Source organism: Sphaerisporangium viridialbum, from assembly GCF_049674955.1.
GTDB classification, from domain to species: Bacteria; Actinomycetota; Actinomycetes; order Streptosporangiales; family Streptosporangiaceae; genus Sphaerisporangium; species Sphaerisporangium viridialbum.
In genome coordinates this window covers 7,550,690-7,571,929 of sequence record NZ_CP187232.1, presented here as the reverse complement: position 1 = coordinate 7,571,929, position 21,240 = coordinate 7,550,690, and the positions used below count along the sequence as shown (strand labels likewise).

Here is a 21,240-nt window from a genome sequence, read left to right as displayed (position 1 = left end):
CTCAGAACAGGAAGTAGCGCTGGGCCATCGGAAGCTCCTCGGCCGGGGCGGGCTCTATCAGCTCGCCCTCCACGCGGACCGCGAACGTGTCGGGATCCACCTCGATGGCCGGGAGCGCGGCGTTGTGCGGCATGGACTCCTTACCGCGCCGTCGCACGTCGGCCACCGGGACCAGGCGACGCTGGACCCGCAGCCGGTCGGCGAGGCCGTCCTCGATGGCGAGCGGCGCGACGAAGTGGAGCGACGTGGCGGCGGCGGTGACCGGCGCGGCGCCGAACATCGGGCGGGGCATGACGGGCTGGGGCGTCGGGATGGAGGCGTTGGCGTCACCCATCTGCGCGTAGGCGATGACGCCGCCCTTGACCACGAGCTGCGGCTTCACCCCGAAGAAGGCGGGCTCCCAGAGGACGAGGTCGGCCAGCTTGCCGACCTCCACCGAGCCGACGTGCTCGTCCAGCCCGTGCGCGACGGCCGGGCAGATCGTGTACTTCGCGACATAGCGCTGGGCGCGGAGGTTGTCGGCCCGGCCGTCCCCGGGCAGGGCGCCCCTGCGCCGCTTCATCACGTGGGCGGTCTGCCAGGTCCTGATGATCGTCTCACCGACCCGGCCCATCGCCTGGGAGTCGGACCCGATCATCGAGATCGCGCCGATGTCGTGCAGCACGTCCTCGGCGGCCATCGTCGACGGGCGGATGCGCGACTCGGCGAAGGCGAGATCCTCGGGCACCGCCGGGTTGAGGTGGTGGCAGACCATGAGCATGTCGAGGTGCTCGTCCAGGGTGTTGACCGTGTGCGGGCGCGTCGGGTTGGTCGAGGACGGCAGCACGTTGGCGTACGCCGCGACGCGGATGATGTCGGGCGCGTGCCCGCCCCCCGCCCCCTCGGTGTGGTAGGCGTGGATCATCCGGTCGCCGATGGCCTGGAGCGTCGACTCGACGAACCCCGCCTCGTTGAGCGTGTCGGTGTGGATGGCCACCTGCACGCCCGTCGCGTCCGCGACCCGCAGGCACGCGTCGATGGCGGCGGGCGTCGTGCCCCAGTCCTCGTGGAGCTTGAATCCCGAGGCCCCGGCGCGGAGCTGCTCGGTCAGCCCCTCCGCGCTGACGGTGTTGCCCTTGCCCAGCAGCGCGACGTTGACCGGCATGCCGTCCATCGACTCAAGCATGCGCGCGAGGTACCAGGTGCCGGTGACCGTGGTGGCCTTGGTGCCCTCGGCGGGCCCGGTGCCGCCGCCGATGACCGTGGTCACGCCCGCCGCGAGCGCCTCGTCCACGATCTGCGGGCAGATCAGGTGGACGTGCGAGTCGATCGCCCCGGCGGTGAGGATCTTGCCGTTGCCCGCCAGGATCTCGGTGGACGGGCCGATCACCAGGTCGGGGTGGACGCCGTCCATCGTGTCGGGGTTGCCGGCCTTGCCGATGGCGGTGATCCGCCCGTCCCTGACCCCGATGTCGGCCTTGACCACGCCCCAGTGGTCGAGGATGACCGCGCCCGTGATCACCAGGTCGGGGGCGCCCTCGGCGCGGGTGGTCCTGGCCTGGCCCATGGACTCGCGGATCACCTTGCCGCCGCCGAACACCACCTCGTCGCCCGCGCCCGGCCCCCTGCTGAGGTCGTCGGAGACCTCGATGAACAGGTCGGTGTCCGCGAGCCGTACGCGGTCGCCGGTCGTCGGGCCGTACAGCATGGCGTACCGGGAACGGCCGATCGTCGGCTCAGTCATGCGAACCCCCGTCAGGTGCACGTGTGTCGAGCGGCCCCGCCCATTCGAGGCGCAGGCCCGGGACGACGCGATGCCCGGCGAGGGGCACCAGCGTCACGTCGCGCTCGATGCCGGGCTCGAACCTGACGGCGGTGCCGGCGGGCACGTCGAGCCGCCTGCCCCACGCGGCGTCCCGGTCGAAGGCCAGCCCCGGGTTGGCGGCGGCGAAGTGGTAGTGCGACCCCACCTGGATGGGCCGGTCGGCGGTGTTGACCACGCGGAGGGTCACGCGCTCGCGGCCGGGGTTCAGCGGGATGGGACCGTCGCCGAAGACGATCTCGCCGGGCACCATCGGCTCGGCGGTCACTGGATCGGCCGGTGGACGGTGACGAGCTTGGTGCCGTCGGGGAACGTCGCCTCGATCTGCACCGATTCCAGCATCTCGGGGATCCCCTCCATGACGTCCTCACGGCGGAGCACCTTGCGGCCCGCCTCCATCAGGTCGGCGACGGTCCGGCCGTCCCTGGCGCCCTCCAGGAGGAACGACGCGATGATGGCGGTCGCCTCCGGATGGTTGAGGCGCAGCCCCCTGGCCTGGCGATCTCTGGCCACGCCCGCCGCGACGTGGATGAGCAGGCGTTCCTGTTCGTGTGGGGTGAGCCGCATGGCCGGACCTTAGGCAACCGCCGTTTCCGTGACGTGACATCGGCATTTCCGCCGTGTGTCGGCCGTTCGCGGGGCCGGATATCCCGCCCGCCGGCCCGCCGGGTGAATTCACGGCAAAGGCTCCTTGGCGCCGAATGGCCTTGCCAGAGTTCAACGCCGTTCCCCTGGGACGCCTTATACGGACCTGCCGGCCGGACCCGTCATGTTGTTTCGGTGATGAGCCGGTAAACGGCAATTAACAAGCGCGACGTCGGCGGGAAACCTCACTCGATCACCTTGGCGGCAGATGGGTCGGTGCGGGGGCCGTATCGGCAAGGAGGAGTAATTGCGGAATTCAGCTTGGCGTATCGGGACCGCGATGGCGGTCCTGGCAACCGGGCTCGCGGCCTGTGGCGGTCAGTCCTCGACGACCACGGGCGGCACGGCGGCGGGAGGGGATTCCTCCACCATCAAGGTCGGCGTCCTGCACTCCCTGAGCGGCACGATGGCGATCAGCGAGGTCACCGTCCGTGACGCCGAACTGCTCGCGATCGAGGAGATAAACGCGGCGGGCGGCGTGCTCGGCAAGAAGCTCGTGCCCGTGGTGGAGGACGGCGCCTCTGACTGGCCGACCTTCGCCGAGAAGGCCACCAAGCTGATCGCGCAGGACAAGGTCGCCACGGTGTTCGGCGGCTGGACCTCGGCGAGCCGCAAGGCCATGCTCCCGGTCTTCGAGAAGCGCAAGGCCCTGCTGTGGTACCCGGTGCAGTACGAGGGCCTGGAGAGCTCGCCGTACATCTTCTACACCGGCGCCACCACCAACCAGCAGATCGTGCCCGGCCTCGACTATCTCAAGGAAAAGGGCAAGAAGAAAATCTTCCTGGTCGGCAGCGACTACGTTTTCCCCCGTACGGCCAACAAAATCATCAAGGCGTACGCGGCGGCGAACGGAATGCAGGTTCTCGGCGAGGAATACACCCCGCTCGGCCACACCGAATACAGCACGCTCGTCAACAAGGTGGTCCAGGCCAAGCCCGACGCGGTGTTCAACACGCTCAACGGCGACAGCAACGTGGCCTTCTTCAAGCAGCTGAAGAGCGCCGGGGTCACCGCCGAGCGGATGCCCGTCATGTCGGTGAGCGTCGCCGAGGAGGAGGTCAAGGGCATCGGCGTCGACAACATCGCCGGGCACCTGGTGGCGTGGAACTACTACCAGACCACCGACAATTCGGCGAACAAGAAGTTCGTCGAGGCGTTCAAGGCCAAGTACGGCCCCGGCCGGGTGACCTCCGACCCGATGGAGGCCGGCTACAACGCCGTCTACCTGTGGGCCGAGGCGGCCAAGAAGGCCGGCTCCACCGACGTCGAAGCGGTGAAGAAGGCCGCGGGCGGCATCACCCTGGACCGTCCCGAGGGCGCGGTCACGATCGACGGCGAGAACCAGCACATGTACAAGACCGCCAGGATCGGCGTCGTCGAACCGGACGGCCAGATCAAGGAGGTCTGGAACTCCGGCAAGCCGATCAAGCCCGACCCCTACCTCAAGACCTACTCCTGGGCCGGTGGCCTCGCCTAGCGGCGAGACGGCTCACACGAACGTGGCCGGGTCGAGGGGGAGTCTCCACCCGGCCACCCACGACGGGTCCGGAACGCGGGCGCGACCTGACCGCGGACACGACCGCGGCGCGGTGACGCGGCGCGGCCCGCGTTCCGGAACCGTACGAGGCACCAGGGGCAAGGACAGGCACGAGCACGAGGAGAGCCCCATCAGCGACAGCGACACGGCCGCCCCGCGGCCGGTGGAAACGATGCGGCAGGCGAAGACGCTGCGGTACGCGGCGACACGGGGAGAGGCACGGGAGGTGAGGCCGCGATGGAGGCCATAGTCAACCAGCTCCCCATCGGGCTCTCGATCGGAGCGGTGCTGCTGCTCATCGCGCTCGGACTGACCTTCACGTTCGGCCAGATGGGCGTGATCAACATGGCCCACGGCGAGTTCATCATGGCCGGCGCCTACACCGCGTACCTGCTCCAGGGCTGGGCGGGACGCCAGGCGGTGCTCGTCGCGCTGCCGGTGGCGTTCGGCGTGGCCGGGCTCATGGGCCTGATCCTGGAGCGCACCGCGATCCGGCACTTCTACGGCCGCCCCCTCGACACACTGCTGCTCACCTGGGGGGTCAGCCTGGTGCTGCAGCAGCTCGCGAGGGACCTGTTCGGCGCCCCCAACGTGCAGGTGCAGGCGCCCACCTGGTTGCAGGGCGGCTTCGGCATCCTGCCCTACAACCGGCTCTTCATCTTCGCGCTGGCGGTCGGCAGCGTCGTGGCGATCTGGGGGTACATGAGCCGTACGTCGCAGGGACGCCGCATGCAGGCGGTCATGCAGAACCGCCGGCTCGCCACCGTCATGGGCATCAACACCGGACGGGTGGACCAGCGCACGTTCTTCATCGGCTCCGGCCTCGCCGGCATCGCCGGGGTGGCGCTCACGCTGATCGGCCCCGTCGGCCCCGCCCTCGGCACCTACTACATCGTGGACGCGTTCCTCGTCGTGGTCGCCGGCGGCCTCGGGCAGCTGCGCGGCGCGGTGATCGCGGCGGTCGCGCTCGGGCTGCTCAACTCGTACGCGGAGTTCTGGACCAACGCCAGCCTGGCCAAGGTCATCGTCTTCGTGGCGATCATCGCGTTCCTCCAGGTACGGCCCCAGGGCCTGTTCGTGCTCAGATCCAGGGCTCTGACATGACCACGACCGTGCGCGACGTCGTACAGCTCGCGCCGCCGGAGCCCGGCGGCTCATGGCGCGGGCTTCGCGGCCCGGCCGTGTTCGTCCTGATAGCGGTGCTGGCACTGGTGGTGGCCCCGCTGGCGCTTGAGCCCTTCCGCCTCGGGCTCCTGGCCAAGTACCTCTGCTTCGGCATCGTGGCTCTCGGCATCGGCCTGGCGTGGGGGCAGGGCGGCATGCTCACTCTCGGCCAGGGCGTGTTCTTCGGCCTCGGCGGCTACGCGATGGGCATGTACCTCAAGCTCCACGACGCCGGGGGCGACCTGCCGGACTTCATGGTGTGGAGCGGCGTCGAGAAGCTGCCCGCGCTGTGGATCCCGTTCGAGAACCCGTTCTTCGCCATCGCGTTCGCCGTCATCGGGCCGGTGCTGCTCGCGGTGCTGCTCGGGTCGCTGGTGTTCCGGCAACGCGTGCGCGGCGCCTACTTCGCGATCCTCACGCAGGCCCTCGCCGCCGCGATGGTCATCCTCCTGGTCGGGCAGCAGGGCCTGACCGGCGGGACGAACGGCCTGACCAACTTCTTCGACCTCTTCGGTCAGGACCTGGCCGTCGACGGCACGCAGCGCGGGCTGTACGTCGTCGTGGCGGCCGTCCTCGGGGTGCTGTACCTGGTGGCCTGGCAGCTCGTCCGGAGCAGGTTCGGCAGGCTGCTGGTCGCGATCAGGGACGGCGAGGACCGTGTGCGGTTCCTCGGGTACAACCCGGCGACCGTCAAGACCATCACCTTCGCCGTCTCGGCGGGCATGGCCGGCCTCGCGGGGGCGCTGTTCGTGCCCGTCGTCGGCATCATCTCGCCCGCGCTGCTCGGCGTCGTCCCCTCCCTGGAGCTGGTCGTCGCGGTGGCGGTCGGCGGGCGGTTCTCGCTCGCGGGCGCCGTGCTCGGGGCGGTCGTCATGGGGTACGCCAAGACCTCCTTCAGCGAGGAGTTCGCCGACGGCTGGCTCTACCTGCAAGGAGCGCTGTTCATCCTGGTCATGACGCTGGCACCCAAGGGCATCTTCGGCCTGGCCGCCACCGTGCGCGACCTGCTGCCGTCGAGGAGGGCACGGGCATGAGCGGCGCCCTGCTGGAGGTACGGGACCTGTCGGTGGTCTTCGACGGGTTCCGGGCGATCGACGGGGTCGACTTCACGGTCGAGCAGGGGGAGCTGCGCTTCCTCATCGGCCCGAACGGCGCGGGCAAGACCACGCTGATCGACGTGATCACCGGCCTGACCAGGCCCGCGGCGGGCTCGGTGCGGTTCGAGGGCTGGGATCTCGTCGGCCGCAAGGAGCACGAGATCGTCCGCATGGGCGTGGGCCGCACGTTCCAGACCTCGGTGGTGTTCGACCGGCTCACCGTCGTGGAGAACCTCGACCTGGCCGCGTCGTTCCGCCGTCCGCTGTGGTCGCTGGCGCGGCGGCGGCGCGGCGTGTCCGAGGCCGTCGCCGCCGCGATGGCGACCACCGGGCTCGACGCGCTCGCCGACCAGCCGGCGGGGGTGCTGTCCCACGGCCAGCGGCAGTGGCTGGAGATCGGGATGCTCATCGCCCAGCGCCCCAGGCTGCTGCTCCTCGACGAGCCGGTCGCGGGGATGTCGGGGGACGAGCGCTCGCGCACGGGCGAGCTGCTCACCGAGATCGCCAAGGACCACACGGTGATCGTGATCGAGCACGACATGGACTTCCTGCGGCGGTACGCCTCCCAGGTGACGGTGCTGCACGAGGGCAAGCTGCTCGTGGAGGGCTCCGTCGACCAGGTCAGGGCGGATCCCCGCGTCCAGGAGGTGTATCTCGGCCGCGCCGAGGAAAGAGGCGGGACCGGGGATCCGGCCGTCGCTTCGGCCGCGAGTTCGGCCGCGAGTTCGGCCGCGAGTTCGGGCGCCGCTTCGGCAGCCGGGGAGGTGAAGTGATGCTGTCTGTACAGGGACTCGAGTCGGGGTACGGCAGGGCGCGCGTGCTGTTCGGCGTGTCGTTCGACGTGCGGCCGGGCAGCCTGGTCTGCGTCATGGGACGCAACGGCGTGGGCAAGACCACGCTGCTCAACACCGTCATGGGGGTGCTGCCCGCCACCGCGGGCACCGTCACGTTCGAGGGCAAGGACGTCACGCGGCTGCGGCCCCACGAGCGGGTGCGGCTCGGCCTGGGCTACGTCCCCCAGGGGCACGAGACGTTCCCGCAGCTCAGCGTGATGGGGAACCTGTTGGTGACGCTGGAGGCCTCCCCGCACAAGGACCCCTCCGCGATCGAGGAGGCCCTCACGGTCTTCCCCAGGCTCAAGCCGCTGCTGAAGAGGCGGGCGGGCTTCCTGTCCGGGGGCCAGCAGCAGCAGCTCGCCATGGCGCGGGCCCTGGTCACCCGGCCCAAGCTGCTGATACTCGACGAGCCCACCGAGGGCATCCAGCCGTCGATCATCCTGGAGATCGAGGAGGCCATCGAGCGGTTGCACGCCTCCGGGCTCGCCGTGCTCCTCGTCGAGCAGTACCTCGATCTCGCGCTCAGGCTCGCCGACCGGTTCATCATCCTCGACGCGGGCCACGTGGTACGCGCGGGCGGCGCCGAGGAGCTTCACGAGGAGGAGGTCCACCGCCTCCTGGCCGTCTGATGTTTCACGGTCGCGTCCTGCCCGCCCGCTCGGTCTCGATGGCGAGGTGGGAGTAGTGGTAGTCGAACGCCGGACGCTCGGAGCGGATCGGCGGGAGGAACAGGAAGTTGTGCCGGGGAGGCGGGCACGACGTCACCCACTCCAGCGAGTTGCCGAACCCCCACGGGTCGTCGACGGTCACCTTCGGGGCGTACCTCCAGGTGTGCCAGACGTTGTACAGGAAGGGCAGCGTCGAGGCGCCGAGGATGAAGGCGCCTATCGAGGAGACCAGGTTGAGGGTCGTGAAGCCGTCCGTGGGGGAGTAGTCGGCGTAGCGGCGCGGAAAGCCTTCGGTGCCCAGCAAGTGCTGCACCAGGAAGGTGGCGTGGAAGCCGATGAACAGCAGCCAGAAGTGCCATTTGCCCAGCGTGTCGTTGAGCATCCTGCCGGTGATCTTCGGCCACCAGAAGTAGAACCCGGCGAACATCGCGAAGACGACGGTGCCGAAGACGACGTAGTGGAAGTGCGCGACCACGAAGTAGGTGTCGCTCACGTGGAAGTCCAGCGGTGGTGAGGCGAGGATCACGCCGGTGAGCCCGCCCAGCAGGAACGTGGCCAGGAAGCCGACGGCGAACAGCATCGGCGACTCGAACGACAGGTGGCCCCGCCACATCGTGCCGACCCAGTTGAAGAACTTCACCCCCGTCGGCACGGCGATGAGGAACGACATGAACGAGAAGAACGGCAGCAGCACGTGACCGGTGACGAACATGTGGTGGGCCCACACCACGGCTGACAGCCCCGCGATGGCGATCGTCGCCCCGACCAGGCCTATGTAGCCGAAGACCGGCTTGCGGCTGAAGACCGGGAGCACCTCGGTGATGATGCCGAAGAACGGCAACGCGATGATGTACACCTCCGGATGCCCGAAGAACCAGAACAGGTGCTGCCACAGCAGGGCGCCGCCGTTCTCGGCGCGGAAGACGTGCGCGCCGAGCTCCCTGTCGATCCCCAGCACCAGCAGCGCGGCGGCCAGCACCGGGAAGGCCAGCAGCACCAGCACGCTGGTGAGCAGGATGTTCCACGTGAAGATCGGCATCCGGAACATGGTCATGCCCGGCGCGCGCATGCAGATGATCGTGGTGATGAAGTTCACCGCGCCGAGGATCGTCCCGAGTCCCGACAGGACCAGCCCGACGATCCACAGTCCCTTGCCGATGCCGGGCGAGTAGGTGTCGGTGGACAGGGGCGCGTAGGCGGTCCATCCGAAGTCCGCCGCGCCGTCGGCGGTGAAGAATCCGGCGACGACGATCAGGCCGCCGAACAGGAACAGCCAGTAGCTCAGCATGTTGAGCCGGGGGAAGGCCACGTCGGGGGAACCGATCTGCAGCGGCATGATCGCGTTCGCGAAGCCGGCGAACAGCGGGGTGGCGAACAGCAGCAGCATGAGCGCGCCGTGCATGGTGAACAGCTCGTTGTAGCGCTTCTGGGTGACGAACTGCAGGCCGGGCTGGGCCAGCTCGGCGCGGATGATCATCGCCAGCACGCCCGCGAGCAAGAAGAACAGGAAGGACGTGACGAGGTACAGGTTGCCGATGACCTTGTGGTCGGTGGTGGTCGCCCATCTGATGATGAGCTGGCCCTTGCGGACGGGCTTGCGGGGCTCCTCGATTCGGGACGCTCGGGTGGAGGTCACGGGACCACCCCCTCAGGGTCGCGTAGCGCTCGCACGACACACCCCCCGCCACGGCTGACAATCGTGCTACATGTGGTTGTAATCCGATTACAGCCCGCTAATGGCGTCTGTTGGCGAAACGAGCGGCAAAGACACGACAGCAACGGCCAGGCTTTCTTGGCGAAAACCTGGCCGTCGTACGCGCTTGGTGGCTACTGGTCGTAGTTCTCGACCTCGTCGACGGGGCGCGGGGTGGAGAAGTCGGGGTCCTCGCCGAACTCCCGGCGCGCCTTGCGCTGGCGCAGGAGGTCCCAGCACTGGTCGAGCGCCTGCTCCAGCTCGCCGACGCGGGCCTTCTCGTCGTCGGCGGAGACGTCTCCCGTGCCGACCCGCTCGCGCAGAAGGTGCTCCTCCGCGATGAGTTCCTTTATCTTGGTGAGGATCTCGCCATCCTGCATCTTCGTGCCTCCTAATCTCCAATGCGAGCTTACGGGGTGGAAGGCGGCGGCATCGGGCGAGTGCTCGTAGGGGTCCGACCCCCGGGTTCCGGCATCGCGTTCCGGCGACTCCCCGGGGTCTGCTACGGTCTGGGTATGCTGCGCGGGCTGCTTCTTAGCTGCCGCGGCGAGGGCCTGTAAGAGGCCGGCTCCCTCGTCGCGGAGCGAGCCATGCGCGTCGGCCGCTTGTGGGTCAATCCCGGTGGCGACCTCTCTCTGATCCGTCAGACCAGTTCAGGCGTGATGTCCTGCCGTGTGCCGCCCCGGTTCAGAAACCGATCAGGAGCACGCAATGTATCCCCAGCAGCAGCCCAGCCCCATGCCGTTCCAGCGCTACCAGGCGTTCGCCCCCGTGCGCCTGGCCGACCGCACCTGGCCCGACAAGGTCATCGACCGGGCCCCCCAGTGGTGCGCGGTCGACCTGCGCGACGGCAACCAGGCGCTGATCGACCCCATGGACCCCCACCGCAAGCTCCAGATGTTCGAGCTGCTGGTACGCATGGGCTACAAGGAGATCGAGGTCGGTTTCCCCGCCGCCTCGCAGACCGACTTCGATTTCGTTCGGCAGATCATCGAGGAGGGCCGCGTCCCCGACGACGTGGTGATCCAGGTGCTGACCCAGGCGAGGGCCGAGCTGATCGAGCGCACCTTCGAGGCCGTGCGGGGCGCCAAGCAGGCCATCGTCCACCTCTACAACTCCACCTCGACCCTGCAGCGCCGTGTGGTGTTCGGCCAGGACAAGGACGGCATCACGGCGATCGCCGTCGAGGGCGCGAAGCTGTGCAAGAAGCTCGCCGCCCAGATGGGCGACACCGAGATCTACTTCCAGTACTCGCCGGAGTCCTTCACCGGCACCGAGCTGGAGTACGCCGTCGAGGTCTGCGACGCCGTCAACGACGTGTGGCAGCCCACGCCCGACCGCAAGGTCATCATCAACCTGCCCGCGACCGTCGAGATGGCCACGCCCAACGTCTACGCCGACCAGATCGAGTGGATGCACCGCAACCTGGCCTACCGCGACTCGATCGTGCTGTCGCTGCACCCCCACAACGACCGGGGCACGGCCGTCGCCGCCGCCGAGCTGGGCTTCCAGGCCGGGGCCGACCGCATCGAGGGCTGCCTGTTCGGCAACGGCGAGCGCACCGGCAACGTCTGCCTGGTCACGCTGGGCATGAACCTCTTCTCCCAGGGCGTCGACCCGATGATCGACTTCGGCGACATCGACGAGATCCGCCGCGTCGTGGAGTACTGCAACCAGCTCCCGGTCCACCCCCGCCACCCGTACGGCGGCGAGCTGGTGTACACCGCCTTCTCCGGCTCCCACCAGGACGCCATCAAGAAGGGCCTGGAGGCCCTCGACCGCGACGCGACGGCGGCCGGGGCGGCGGTCGACGACTTCGCGTGGGCCGTGCCCTACCTGCCGATCGACCCCAAGGACGTCGGCCGCACCTACGAGGCCGTCATCCGGGTCAACAGCCAGTCCGGCAAGGGCGGCGTCGCGTACATCATGAAGGCCGAGCACGGCTTCGACCTCCCGCGCCGCCTGCAGATCGAGTTCTCCGGCGTCATCCAGGCACACACCGACACCCAGGGCGGCGAGGTCACCCCCGCCCAGATGTGGGAGGTCTTCAGCGACGAGTTCCTGCCGAACCCCGCGAAGCCCTGGGGCAGCTTCGGCCTGCTGGCCCACCGCAACGTCTCGCAGGTGGACGAGAAGGACGCCATCAGCGCCGACATCCGCGTCGACGGCCAGATCCGCGAGGTCGAGGGCGTGGGCAACGGGCCCATCTCGGCGTTCGTCGACGCGCTCAGCAGCGTCGGGGTCGACGTACGGGTGCTCGACTACACCGAGCACGCCATGAGCGCCGGCAGCGACGCCCGCGCCGCCGCCTACGTCGAGTGCCAGGTCGGCGACCGCGTGCTGTGGGGCATCGGCGTCGACGCCAACACCGTCACCGCCTCCCTCAAGGCCATCCTGTCGGCCGTCAACCGCGCCACCCGCTGACCGTTTCCCTCAGGCGATCGGGGCGCGTCAGAGCCGCCTGAGTGAACCGGATCATCCGGTTCACTCAGGTCTCGTATGAGCCCGGCGACCTCTTCAACATCGACCTGGAAACCCCGGCATAGCCAGGCGGCGACTCCGGTCAGCTCGATACTTCGCTCTGAGGGCGCCGGTGCGCGCCGCGCCCATGGGTGAACCTACAGCTGCGACCAACATGCCGGCTGAGTACCGTCCAACGTGCCGGCAAATCTCCGGCCGGCATGCCAGTGATATTGCGACCAACGTGCCAGCAACCTGGCGGCCAACATGTCGTTGGAGGTTCCACTGTGCCATGCTGATCTGGTGGTTGTCCCTTCGCAGACCCCTCTCGGCAAGGTTGTTCCTCGCCACGCCAGTGTGGCTGTCGGGGAGGCTCTCGCCGATACCCGTGTCGTGCTCGTCAATGGCGCGCGCCAGTGTGGCAAGAGCACATTGGTCCGGCTTCTGGCCAAGGACCGTGCGGCCGAGTGGCGGAATCTCGACACGCCCGTGGTCCGGCAAGCCGCCCTCACCGACCCGGCCGGTTTCGTCGCCTTCCCGGAACTCATGGTGATCGACGAGATCCAGCGGGTGCCCGATCTGTTACTGGCCATCAAAGAGCAGGTGGACACCCACCCGGCGCCTGGTCGCTATCTGCTGACCGGATCAGCGCGAGTGCTGGGTCTGAGGGCGCTTCCGGATCTACTGCCCGGCCGGATGGAGACCATCGAGCTCTGGCCCTTCTCTCAAGGCGAGATCGACGGCACAGCCGATGGCTTCGTGGACGCCCTCTTCGCCGAGGGTGAGCGTCTCCGCCACACCTCGGCGGTCACGCGCAACGAGTACGCGGAGCGGATAGTCAGAGGGGGCTTTCCCGAGGCTGTCGCTCGATCGAATCCTCGGCGGCGAGAGCGGTTCTTCGACTCGTACGTGTCCGACCTCATCGCACGAGACGTGAGCCAGTTGGCGGAGATCGAACGGGTACCGCAGATGCGTGCCCTCGTGCGACTGCTAGCCGCGCGGTCGGGTCAGCTTCTGGTCGCCAACGCGATGAGCACCGCCGTCGGGCTGTCCGCGACGACTATCCATCGCTACCTGGCGTTGCTCGACGAGGTGTTCCTGACCAAGCGCATTCCCGCGTGGTCACGCAACATCAGCAGCCGTGCGATCAGTACACCGAAGGTCGCGTTCGTGGATTCGGGGGTGGCCGCGAACCTTCTTGGCGCCGACTCCAGGAGCCTGGTGCGGCCAGAGGGCCTGTTCGGTCCCCTCCTTGAAGGGTTCGTCCTCATGGAACTGGCCCGCCAGCTGACCTGGTCTGAGCAGCGCGCCGAGTTGTTCCACTATCGCACCAAGGACCAGGTCGAGGTGGATGCCGTCCTGGAGAACCGCCAAGGTCAAGTGATTGGTATTGAGGTCAAAGCGTCATCGACCGTGCGATCCGACGACTTCAGGGGGCTGCGACACCTGGCCGATCGACTTGGTGATGACTTCATCGTCGGAGTCGTTCTTTACACGGGCACGCAGACTCTCCCCTTTGGCGATCGCATGCGCGCCATGCCGGTGAGCGCCCTTTGGGAAGGGCGCTGACCGCGCCGTCGCGGTAACGGGCATACCCAGCTCCCGCGCGGCGGCGCGTGGGGACGGCCCCGCGGGCCCTCGACGGTGAGATGACGCCGGACGGACGCCGCTCTTGCCTCTATACGCTGCGATAGGTGGCTATACGCGTGTATATTCACCTGCCATCATGTGTAGCAGGTAATTCTGGCGTATAGGAGTGGAGGACAGCAGTGACTCACCCGATTGGCGAGCCGGCGTTCGAGGATCTGACGGCTCGGGCGCGGATCAGGGACGTGGCGCTGCGCCTCTTCGCCGAGCGGGGCATCGAGGGAACGACGATCCGGGACATCGCCAAGGAGGCGGGCGTGTCAGGAGGACTCATCCGCCACCACTTCGGGTCGAAGGAAGGGCTGCGAGAGGCCTGCGACGAGCACATGCTCGACCGGATGATGCGCATCAAGGAAGGGATGCTCCGGGGCGGCACGCGCGATACGGGCATGTTCCTGAGCGTCCACCCGACGGTGCTGCTGGGCTACCGCTACTTCGCGCGTGCGATGGTCGACGGCTCGCCGGCTGCCGCGACCACGTTCGACGACATGGTCGAGCTCGGCGAGAAGTGGCTGGCCACCCACGGCCCTGACCACACCAGCGATCCCCGGGCCTACGCCGCGGTGCTCGTCGCGATGCAGGCAGGCCTGCTGGTGTTGCACGACCACGTCTCCCGCGCCCTGGGAGCCGACGTCTTCGCCCCCGAAGGAAGCCTGCGGATGATCAGGGCGATGGTGGACTTCCACTCGCACGCCCTGCTCAGCCCAGAGCTGGCCGCCCAAGCGCAGGCGGTGCTAGACGAACTACGAGCGCAACAACCCCCTACCGCCGCGGAGCCGGACTCCGCGGGTGAAGGAGCAAGCGATGACCGAGGCGACCCGCGATGACGCGGAGCCACGCTCCACGTCCGAAGGAGCACGGTTATGACCGAGGCGATCCGCGCTGAGGGCCTGGTCAAGACGTTCGGGCGCACCCGCGCCCTCGACGGGCTCGACCTGACCGTGCGCACCGGCGAGGTACACGGCTTCCTCGGCCCCAACGGAGCCGGGAAGAGCACCACCATCCGCGTCCTGCTCGGGCTGCTGCGCCCCGACGCCGGTACGGCCGCGCTGCTCGGCGGCGACCCCTGGCGTGACGCCACCGAGCTGCACCGGCGCCTGGCGTACGTGCCCGGCGATGTCACGCTGTGGCCGAACCTGTCGGGAGGTGAGGTGATCGACCTGCTCGGCCGGTTGCGGGGTGGGCTGGACAAGCGGCGCCGCGCCGACCTGCTGGAGCGGTTCGATCTGGACCCCCGCAAGAAGGGCCGCGCGTACTCCAAGGGCAACCGGCAGAAGGTGGCGCTGGTCGCCGCGCTGGCCTCCGATGTGGAGCTGCTGGTGCTGGACGAGCCGACCTCGGGCCTGGACCCGTTGATGGAGGAGGTGTTCCGCGAGGTCATCGCGGAGGAGCGCCGGAACGGCCGCACCGTGCTGCTGTCCAGCCACATCCTGGCCGAGGTCGAGGCGCTGTGCGACCGGGTCACCATCATCCGGGAGGGCCGGACCGTGGAGACCGGCACCCTGGCCGAGCTGCGGCACCTGACTCGCACGTCCATCCAGGCCGAGCTGGCCGGTCCTGCGAGCGGTCTGGAGGATCTGCCGGGTGTGCACGACCTGCGGACGCAGGACGGCCGGGTGCGCTTCGACGTCGAGACCGGCTCGCTGGACGCGGCGCTGCGCCATCTCACCGACGTGGGCGTGCGCAGCCTCGTCAGCCAGCCGCCCACCCTGGAGGAGCTGTTCCTGCGGCACTACGACCGCACCCGAGCGAACGGTGAAGATCACGCCGAGGTGCCGCGATGACGACCCTGACCGGCACCGGCAAGCTGGTCCGCCTGATCCTGCGGCGAGACCGGCTGCTGATGCTGTGGATCCCCATTCTCAGCGTCATCCCGCTCAGCTACGTGGCCTCCATCAACGAGATCTATCCGACGGCCGCGGGGCGTCAGCAGTACGCCGACGCCAGCGCGGGCAACGCGGGTTTCGTCGCGCTCTACGGTCGTCCGTACGGGTCGAGTCTCGGTGAGCTGGTCGCATGGCGGTCAGGCTTCATACCGGTAATCGTGGGGTTGATCAGCCTCCTCGCGGTCATCCGGCACACCCGCACCGAGGAGGAGGCCGGACGCCGTGAGCTGCTCGGCTCGACCGTGGTGGGCCGGCACGCGGGCCTCGCCGCGGCGCTGACCACGACGTTCGGCGCCAACGTCGTTCTTGCGCTCCTCATGGGGCTCGCCTTGATCGGCCAGGGCCTGCCCGCCGCCGGTTCGTTCGCCCTGGGAGCGGAGTGCGCCGCCGCCGGATGGGTGTTCGCCGCGGTCGGAGGGCTGACCGCGCAGCTCACCGACGGAGCCGGCAGTGCGCGGGGGATCGCCGTCGGCACCCTCGGCGCGGCCTACGTGCTGAGGATCGCCGGCGACCTCAGCGGGAGCGGCGACGGCGTCCTGTCATGGGTGTCGCCGATCGCGTGGGTGGTGCGGATCCATGCCTATGGGGGCGACCACTGGTGGCTGCTGTCGCTCGCCGCCTGCCTCACAGCCGTGCTCGGCATGGTGGCCGTCGCGCTGTCGGCGCGGCGAGACGTCGGCGCCGGCCTGCTGCCGGCGCGCCTCGGCCCCGCCACGGCCGCGCCCGGCCTGCGCACGCCGCTGGCCCTGGCCTGGCGGTTGCACCGGAACCTGCTGGCCGGCTGGGTCGCCGGGTTCGCCGTGCTCGGTGTCGTGCTCGGCGGCCTGGCGAAGAACATCGGCGACCTGGCACGAGACAATGTGATGCAGGACATCCTCGCCCGGATGGGAGGCACAGGAGCGCTCATCGACGCCTACCTCGCCTCGATGATGAGCCTGCTCGGGCTGATCGCCGCGGCGTACGCGATCCAGGCGACCCTCAGGCTGCGGTCCGAGGAGAGCGCCCTGCGCGCCGAACCCTTGCTGGCCGCCTCGGTCGGCCGGTTGCGGTGGGCGGGCAGCCACATCACCTTCGCGGTTCTCGGTCCGGCCGCCGCCCTGACCGCCGCCGGGCTGGCCGGCGGGCTCGCCCATGGGCTGAACACCGGCGACGTCGGCCGAGACCTGCCCCGAGTGCTGGCCGGCGCCATCGTGCAGCTACCCGCGGTGTGGGTGCTGGCCGCGATCGCGATCGCGCTGTCAGGGCTGCTGCCCCGCCTGGTCCCCGCCGCGTGGGGTGCGCTCGCGGTCTGCCTGCTCCTCGGCCTGGTCGGTGCTGCCCTGCAGCTCAGCCAGGGGCTCATGGACGTCTCGCCGTTCACCCACATCCCTAAGGCCCCGGCGGCCGCGGTGTCCGCCGCGCCCCTGGTCTGGCTCGTCGTGATCGCCGTGGCGATCGCCACCGCCGGCCTGACCGCCCTGCGCCGCCGCGACATCCCCGTCATCTGACCCACACACCCGGTGCCCGCCGCGACGGGCACCGGGCCACCGTGCTCCTCTCGGTCCCCGCCTTCGGCAGGCCGATCGCGCGGCTGGCGCAGCCGGATCGTGCCGAGTGGCTGAATCGTGCCGGGTGGTGCCGGGGGTGGGTCGTGCCAGGGGGGGTCGAGCCACCCGGACGGGTGGCGTGGCTGGGTCGAGCCCATGGCTACCCCTTCTTCGCCACCGCCGTACATACACCCGGCGCCGACGCGGCGGGACGTGGTACGGCGATGCCGGCGCCGCTGTACGGTGGCCGACCTGGTGAACGTTCGTTGAGGCCGCCTTAGACGAGGTCGCCGTTCTTGATGCTCTTGGCGAAGGCGTTCCACTGCCGGCCGGTGAACACCAGCGCCGGTCCCGTGACGTTCTTGCTGTCACGGACCCCTCGACGTCCACCGGACAGCTTCGCGACCTCAACGCAGTTACCGCCGTCCGGGCCTGACCAGGTGGACTTACGCCAAACGGCCGCTTCCAGTTCTAGAGTCAGCTCGTCCATTGATGCATGGTCTCCTTGATCAGCTCCATGGAATCCCGCTGGGGGAGCGCTTCGGACCGTATTCCTTCGTACCTGAATGTTAGGGTTCGGAGGTCTTCTGGTCGTTCGGTTACCCGTCCCAATATCCCGGCTGATTCGACGTACGCCGTATCGGCGACACCCTGCGCTTGTGCGATAACGAACCCACCGGCGAGGCCGGTCGTGGAGTAGGCGCTGTGCGGGAGTATCTGGATGGTCGTCCGAGGCAGCTGCCCGACTTCGAGGAGATGCTCGAGCTGCGCGGCCATTACGGCGGGACTGCCGATCGGGCGCTTCAGGACTCCTTCGTCGAGTACCACCCAAAGGAGCGGAGGTTTGGGGCGCCTCAGAATCGACTGGCGTTCCATCCGCGCAACCACCTGTTCTTCGATCTGCTCGGGTGTCACACCGATCTCGCCACTCAAGATCGCTCTGGCATAGTCCTCGGTCTGGAACAGCCCGGGAATCACCAGCGCTTCCCAGGTGCGAAGAGCTTCTGCCGTGGCTTCGACGTCCAGCCATGGACGGAACCAGGGCGGGGCCGTCGAACGACTGACCATCGGCCAGAGGCGCATCAATGCCCCTTCGGCTTCCAAAGCCTCGTCGCAGTGGCGGGCGAACTCCTCGGACGGTGACCGTTTCGCGGTCTCGATCATGCTGATCGTGCCTACCGAGTACGGCACCGCGCGGGCCAGGCGCAGCTGGGACCATCCTCGTTCCTTGCGGTGTCGCCGCAGCTCGAAGCCGAACAGGGCGGTCGGGGATTCGGAGGGGTTGAGATCGATTTCCTTTGCATCGGGGGCTCCGAAGGCTCTTCCTCAGCTTTTCACCGGGGGTTTCAGTAAAAGCGTTGATGACTGGTTGAAGTTGATCAATCACACACTGTAGCCAAAGCCTGGGAAGGTGGAAAGGTCGATCGGGAACGAATTTTCGAGCAGGGGAAGTCATGGAGCCATCGAGCGCGGAGCCGAGGATTCTCGGAGCGGCGACTCTCGCCAGTGTTCACGAATCTGTTTCGCGCGCACGCTCTGAAGTGCGCGGATGGCTGGGAGCCGCCCATCCCGTCATCGACGACGTAGTCCTCGCCACATCCGAGCTGGTGACCAATGCGATCACGCACTCCAGCTCGAAGCCGAGCGATTTCATCGGCCTCACCCTCATCGAGGCGGACGACGCCGTCGTCGTTGAGGTGAGTGATCCGGGTTCCATCTTCTCCGGCCCTCGTGTACGGAAAGAGCCGCAATCCGAGCACGGCCGGGGGCTGCTGATAGTCCGCGAGATCTCGCTCGCCTGGGGAACGCGTGAACTCGGCCCGGGTCTGGGCCGTACCGTCTGGTGTGCCATCCGGTTGATCAAGGCTCGTGATGACGCGCCAACTCGCGTGTCCGGCTAGAAGGCGCCGCCCCGCAAGCGGCTTGCCTTTTGGACGTGGCTCCTCGGCGGAGGTGAGAAGGGAGCCCGTCACCAGACGTCCGGCCGGGGCCTTCCCCTCGTGCCCCGCCCGGACCGGCCCCCCGGCGACCTCGGTCGCGCCCCCGCGGGGGGCCACACCACACTTCAGACCGGCGCGCGGCGCGGGTGCCCTTTAGATCGTCTCCTCGCGGCTGGAGAAGTAGTTGTTGCAGGTACGAGGTGACGCATCCGCCGCCACGGCGATCTCCTCGACGTGTCGCCAGGGCGGCGACCGGCGTGTCAGCGAGAAGTGGCCGGGCCGTTCAGTTCGTGGGGGTCAGGCCCAGCAGATGCGCGTGGGTCAGCGCCACGTGGTCGAAGGCGGCGGCGCGGTCTTGCTCGATGACGTTCTTGTACATGCCGAACAGCTCGAAGCTCACGGAGCCGTAGATGGCGGTCCAGGACTCCAGCGCCCGAAGGATCATGTCGTCGGAGAGCCTGGAGAACAGTGCCTCGCGGAGCGGCCCGGCATCCGCCGCGAAGCTTTCGGGAGTTGGGGGAAGGCCTGGCAACGGCGACAACCGCCCCGCTTCGTCGGCGTCGCGCAGGATCGCCGCGAAGATGATGCCGTCGCGGGCGGCGGCCACCGCGGTGTCCTGGGGCGCGACGTAGCCGGGCACGGGGGAGCCGTGGATCAGGGCGTACTCGTACGGGTGGGCGAGCGCCCAGGTGCGTATGGCCCGGCAGGTGGCCATCCACCGGTCGAGGTGGCGGTCGCGGGGGCACGCCGCGTCGGCCTCCTCCACGGCTGCCCCCACCGCGTTGAACGCCTCGATGATGAGCGCGGTGAGCAGCTCGTCGCGGCTGGGGAAGTAACGGTAGATCGCCGACGAGACCATCCCGAGCTCCCGTGCCACGGCGCGCAGGGAGAGCCCGGAGGCGCCCTCGACGGCGAGCTGGCGCCGGGCCACCTCTTTGATCTCGCTGATCAGCTCGGCGCGGACACGTTCGCGAGCGGTACGGCTGGCGTTCATCCACCGGATCCTATCAGAGCGCTGCCGTGAATCGAGAGCACCGCTCTCTACCTCTCTATTTGGATAGCAAGATCCGTAAATAGGATTAGAGGATACGATTTATCGTCGCTTGAGTTCTTATAAGGGTGGGAATTCGTATGCGTGAGCCGCTTACCATCGCCGTCGCCCAGCCGTCGTGCGTTCCTTACGACGTCTCGGTGAACGCGATGACACACGCGGAGACGATACGTGCCGCCGGGGCCAGGGTGGTCGTCTTTCCCGAGCTCTCCTTGACGGGATACGAGCTGGACGCCCCGGCGATCACAGCCGAGGATCCGCGGCTGGCCCCGATGATCGAGGCCTGCGCCGAGACGGGATCGGTGGCGCTGGCAGGCGCTCCGGTGCGGGGCGAGGAGGGCCGTTCGCACATCGCGATGCTGGCCGTCGAAGGCACCGGTGTCACCGTGGCCTACCGCAAGATGTGGCTCGGCGCCATCGAGGCGGAGCGGTTCACGCCGGGTGGCAAGCCTGCCGTGCTCGACGTCGGCGGATGGCGGCTCGGCCTGGCCATCTGCAAGGACACCGGCGTGCCGCGGCACGCGTCCGACACCGCCGCCCTGGGGATCGACGTCTACGTGGCCGCCGTCCTGGAGTCCGTGGGGGACGCGGCCGTCCAGGAGGAGCGCGCCCGTCGCGTGGTCGCCGACCACCGGGTCCCGGTCGCGGTGGCCGGCTTCGCCGGGTCGACCGGTGGTGGCTACGACCACGCCGCTGGACGTTCTGGCATCTGGTCGGCCGACGGGGCCGTGATCGCCCAGGCGGGCCCCGAGGTCGGCGCCATCACCCGCGCGACGCTCACCTGAGGACCTGTCGGCGGCGCAGGATGAGCCCGGCGAGGCAGGCCAGCAGGCTCGCGAGGAAGGCCGCGATGAACAGGGCGATCGCGGGGTTGACCCAGGCGGGCACGAGGTCGTAGCCGGATCCGTCCGTCCACCTGCAGATCTGTCTCACCGGGAACGACGCCTGGGTCTCGATGGTCCTGAAGGCGCTGAAGGCCCGTCCGGCGGCCATCCCGCACATCTGGTCGGGGTCGAGGATGTAGAAGCCCGATCCGATGCCCGCGGCCCAGCAGAGCGCGGTGCCGAGAAACGACATCGCGGCCAGTTCGAGCAGCGGCTTCGGCGACAGGGCCTGCGCGGGTGTCGGTGGCCGGCCCCGCCTGACGGCACGGACGACACGCAGGGCCAGCCGGACGGCCAGTACGAGGAAGACCAGAGGTGCGAGAAGGAGGCAACAAATCAGGAACTCGGCCACCGAGGCACGCTATCGCGTGTTTCGCGGGCGATCCGCCCCGGCGGCAGCCGTCG

21 protein-coding genes are annotated in these 21,240 nt (G+C 68.8%); 12 read left to right on the top strand and 9 right to left on the bottom strand.

Annotated features, from left to right (window positions below; genetic code table 11):
• Window position 1: 1 nt before the first annotated feature.
• The 3 genes from ACOZ38_RS34115 to ACOZ38_RS34105 are packed head-to-tail and all read right to left on the bottom strand — an operon-like array spanning window position 2 to window position 2,368.
• Window positions 2-1,723, bottom strand: coding sequence for an urease subunit alpha (locus ACOZ38_RS34115; protein WP_424535168.1), 1,722 nt, complete (start codon window positions 1,721-1,723; stop codon window positions 2-4).
• The gene (locus tag ACOZ38_RS34110; RefSeq protein ID WP_405152120.1) at window positions 1,716-2,054 is read right to left on the bottom strand and encodes an urease subunit beta; all 339 of its coding nucleotides are present in this window, start codon (window positions 2,052-2,054) and stop codon (window positions 1,716-1,718) included. Before ACOZ38_RS34110 ends, ACOZ38_RS34115 begins: the two co-directional genes overlap by 8 nt.
• Window positions 2,055-2,065: 11 nt before the next feature.
• A complete protein-coding gene (locus tag ACOZ38_RS34105; protein WP_262842735.1) occupies window positions 2,066-2,368 on the bottom strand; it encodes an urease subunit gamma in 303 nt (100 codons plus the stop codon).
• Window positions 2,369-2,726: 358 nt separating this feature from the next.
• Between ACOZ38_RS34105 and urtA the strand changes: the two genes are divergently transcribed.
• The 5 genes from urtA to urtE all read left to right on the top strand — a co-directional run bounded on the left by urtA (window position 2,727) and on the right by urtE (window position 7,709).
• Complete coding sequence (gene urtA / locus ACOZ38_RS34100) at window positions 2,727-3,923, top strand: urea ABC transporter substrate-binding protein (protein WP_424535167.1); 1,197 nt, start codon at window positions 2,727-2,729, stop codon at window positions 3,921-3,923.
• A 297-nt stretch (window positions 3,924-4,220) separates the two neighbouring features.
• Entirely contained in the window at window positions 4,221-5,087 is an 867-nt protein-coding gene (gene urtB, locus ACOZ38_RS34095) for an urea ABC transporter permease subunit UrtB (RefSeq protein WP_424535166.1), read from the top strand.
• Entirely contained in the window at window positions 5,084-6,181 is a 1,098-nt protein-coding gene (gene urtC, locus ACOZ38_RS34090; protein WP_424535165.1) for an urea ABC transporter permease subunit UrtC, read from the top strand. The genes urtB and urtC overlap by 4 nt, the downstream gene beginning before the upstream one ends.
• Window positions 6,178-7,017, top strand: a complete 840-nt coding sequence (gene urtD, locus ACOZ38_RS34085; protein WP_424535164.1) for an urea ABC transporter ATP-binding protein UrtD — start codon at window positions 6,178-6,180, stop codon at window positions 7,015-7,017. The genes urtC and urtD overlap by 4 nt, the downstream gene beginning before the upstream one ends.
• The gene (gene urtE, locus ACOZ38_RS34080; protein WP_424535163.1) at window positions 7,017-7,709 is read left to right on the top strand and encodes an urea ABC transporter ATP-binding subunit UrtE; all 693 of its coding nucleotides are present in this window, start codon (window positions 7,017-7,019) and stop codon (window positions 7,707-7,709) included. Before urtD ends, urtE begins: the two co-directional genes overlap by 1 nt.
• 4 nt (window positions 7,710-7,713) lie before the next feature.
• Here urtE and ctaD read toward each other — a convergent pair whose 3' ends face one another.
• Window positions 7,714-9,360, bottom strand: coding sequence for a cytochrome c oxidase subunit I (gene ctaD, locus ACOZ38_RS34075; protein WP_424537135.1), 1,647 nt, complete (start codon window positions 9,358-9,360; stop codon window positions 7,714-7,716).
• A gap of 215 nt (window positions 9,361-9,575) precedes the next feature.
• Window positions 9,576-9,821 (bottom strand): DUF2630 family protein, encoded by a 246-nt coding sequence (locus ACOZ38_RS34070; protein ID WP_424535162.1) that lies wholly within the window; start codon window positions 9,819-9,821, stop codon window positions 9,576-9,578.
• Window positions 9,822-10,152: 331 nt separating this feature from the next.
• Here ACOZ38_RS34070 and leuA point away from each other — a divergent pair, with 331 nt between their 5' ends.
• The 5 genes from leuA to ACOZ38_RS34045 all read left to right on the top strand — a co-directional run bounded on the left by leuA (window position 10,153) and on the right by ACOZ38_RS34045 (window position 16,921).
• Window positions 10,153-11,865, top strand: coding sequence for a 2-isopropylmalate synthase (gene leuA, locus ACOZ38_RS34065; RefSeq protein ID WP_424535161.1), 1,713 nt, complete (start codon window positions 10,153-10,155; stop codon window positions 11,863-11,865).
• Between the two features lie 303 nt (window positions 11,866-12,168).
• Window positions 12,169-13,470 (top strand): ATP-binding protein, encoded by a 1,302-nt coding sequence (locus ACOZ38_RS34060; protein ID WP_424535160.1) that lies wholly within the window; start codon window positions 12,169-12,171, stop codon window positions 13,468-13,470.
• 200 nt (window positions 13,471-13,670) lie between these two features.
• Window positions 13,671-14,375: a TetR/AcrR family transcriptional regulator gene (locus ACOZ38_RS34055; RefSeq protein ID WP_424535159.1), complete on the top strand. Its 705-nt coding sequence runs from the start codon at window positions 13,671-13,673 to the stop codon at window positions 14,373-14,375.
• 36 nt (window positions 14,376-14,411) lie between these two features.
• On the top strand, window positions 14,412-15,332 hold the full coding sequence (locus ACOZ38_RS34050; RefSeq protein ID WP_424535158.1) for an ATP-binding cassette domain-containing protein: 921 nt from the start codon (window positions 14,412-14,414) through the stop codon (window positions 15,330-15,332).
• Window positions 15,329-16,921: an ABC transporter permease gene (locus tag ACOZ38_RS34045; protein WP_424535157.1), complete on the top strand. Its 1,593-nt coding sequence runs from the start codon at window positions 15,329-15,331 to the stop codon at window positions 16,919-16,921. Before ACOZ38_RS34050 ends, ACOZ38_RS34045 begins: the two co-directional genes overlap by 4 nt.
• Window positions 16,922-17,237: 316 nt before the next feature.
• On the opposite strand, the gene ACOZ38_RS34040 is transcribed toward ACOZ38_RS34045, so the two are convergent.
• Window positions 17,238-17,450 (bottom strand): DUF397 domain-containing protein, encoded by a 213-nt coding sequence (locus ACOZ38_RS34040; protein WP_405140097.1) that lies wholly within the window; start codon window positions 17,448-17,450, stop codon window positions 17,238-17,240.
• Window positions 17,438-18,205, bottom strand: coding sequence for a helix-turn-helix domain-containing protein (locus ACOZ38_RS34035; RefSeq protein ID WP_424537134.1), 768 nt, complete (start codon window positions 18,203-18,205; stop codon window positions 17,438-17,440). The genes ACOZ38_RS34040 and ACOZ38_RS34035 overlap by 13 nt, the downstream gene beginning before the upstream one ends.
• A gap of 209 nt (window positions 18,206-18,414) precedes the next feature.
• Here ACOZ38_RS34035 and ACOZ38_RS34030 point away from each other — a divergent pair, with 209 nt between their 5' ends.
• A complete protein-coding gene (locus tag ACOZ38_RS34030) occupies window positions 18,415-18,861 on the top strand; it encodes an ATP-binding protein (RefSeq protein ID WP_424535156.1) in 447 nt (148 codons plus the stop codon).
• 322 nt (window positions 18,862-19,183) lie between these two features.
• On the opposite strand, the gene ACOZ38_RS34025 is transcribed toward ACOZ38_RS34030, so the two are convergent.
• Complete coding sequence (locus tag ACOZ38_RS34025) at window positions 19,184-19,894, bottom strand: TetR/AcrR family transcriptional regulator (protein ID WP_424535155.1); 711 nt, start codon at window positions 19,892-19,894, stop codon at window positions 19,184-19,186.
• A gap of 137 nt (window positions 19,895-20,031) precedes the next feature.
• Between ACOZ38_RS34025 and ACOZ38_RS34020 the strand changes: the two genes are divergently transcribed.
• On the top strand, window positions 20,032-20,736 hold the full coding sequence (locus ACOZ38_RS34020; protein ID WP_424535154.1) for a carbon-nitrogen hydrolase family protein: 705 nt from the start codon (window positions 20,032-20,034) through the stop codon (window positions 20,734-20,736).
• Here ACOZ38_RS34020 and ACOZ38_RS34015 read toward each other — a convergent pair.
• A complete protein-coding gene (locus tag ACOZ38_RS34015) occupies window positions 20,729-21,187 on the bottom strand; it encodes a hypothetical protein (RefSeq protein WP_424535153.1) in 459 nt (152 codons plus the stop codon). The two genes, ACOZ38_RS34020 and ACOZ38_RS34015, sit on opposite strands and share 8 nt — an antisense overlap.
• Between the last annotated feature and the right edge of the window lie 53 nt (window positions 21,188-21,240).

Bases quoted from the DNA above. Each gene is read 5' to 3' on its own strand.
- ACOZ38_RS34115 (WP_424535168.1), bottom strand. From the start codon at position 1,723: ATGACTGAGCCGACGATCGGCCGTTCCCGGTACGCCATGCTGTACGGC.
- ACOZ38_RS34110 (WP_405152120.1), bottom strand. From the start codon at position 2,054: ATGGTGCCCGGCGAGATCGTCTTCGGCGACGGTCCCATCCCGCTGAAC.
- ACOZ38_RS34105 (WP_262842735.1), bottom strand. From the start codon at position 2,368: ATGCGGCTCACCCCACACGAACAGGAACGCCTGCTCATCCACGTCGCG.
- urtA (WP_424535167.1), top strand. From the start codon at position 2,727: ATGGCGGTCCTGGCAACCGGGCTCGCGGCCTGTGGCGGTCAGTCCTCG.
- urtB (WP_424535166.1), top strand. From the start codon at position 4,221: ATGGAGGCCATAGTCAACCAGCTCCCCATCGGGCTCTCGATCGGAGCG.
- urtC (WP_424535165.1), top strand. From the start codon at position 5,084: ATGACCACGACCGTGCGCGACGTCGTACAGCTCGCGCCGCCGGAGCCC.
- urtD (WP_424535164.1), top strand. From the start codon at position 6,178: ATGAGCGGCGCCCTGCTGGAGGTACGGGACCTGTCGGTGGTCTTCGAC.
- urtE (WP_424535163.1), top strand. From the start codon at position 7,017: ATGCTGTCTGTACAGGGACTCGAGTCGGGGTACGGCAGGGCGCGCGTG.
- ACOZ38_RS34070 (WP_424535162.1), bottom strand. From the start codon at position 9,821: ATGCAGGATGGCGAGATCCTCACCAAGATAAAGGAACTCATCGCGGAG.
- leuA (WP_424535161.1), top strand. From the start codon at position 10,153: ATGTATCCCCAGCAGCAGCCCAGCCCCATGCCGTTCCAGCGCTACCAG.
- ACOZ38_RS34060 (WP_424535160.1), top strand. From the start codon at position 12,169: ATGTCGTTGGAGGTTCCACTGTGCCATGCTGATCTGGTGGTTGTCCCT.
- ACOZ38_RS34050 (WP_424535158.1), top strand. From the start codon at position 14,412: ATGACCGAGGCGATCCGCGCTGAGGGCCTGGTCAAGACGTTCGGGCGC.
- ACOZ38_RS34045 (WP_424535157.1), top strand. From the start codon at position 15,329: ATGACGACCCTGACCGGCACCGGCAAGCTGGTCCGCCTGATCCTGCGG.
- ACOZ38_RS34040 (WP_405140097.1), bottom strand. From the start codon at position 17,450: ATGGACGAGCTGACTCTAGAACTGGAAGCGGCCGTTTGGCGTAAGTCC.
- ACOZ38_RS34030 (WP_424535156.1), top strand. From the start codon at position 18,415: ATGGAGCCATCGAGCGCGGAGCCGAGGATTCTCGGAGCGGCGACTCTC.
- ACOZ38_RS34025 (WP_424535155.1), bottom strand. From the start codon at position 19,894: ATGAACGCCAGCCGTACCGCTCGCGAACGTGTCCGCGCCGAGCTGATC.
- ACOZ38_RS34020 (WP_424535154.1), top strand. From the start codon at position 20,032: ATGCGTGAGCCGCTTACCATCGCCGTCGCCCAGCCGTCGTGCGTTCCT.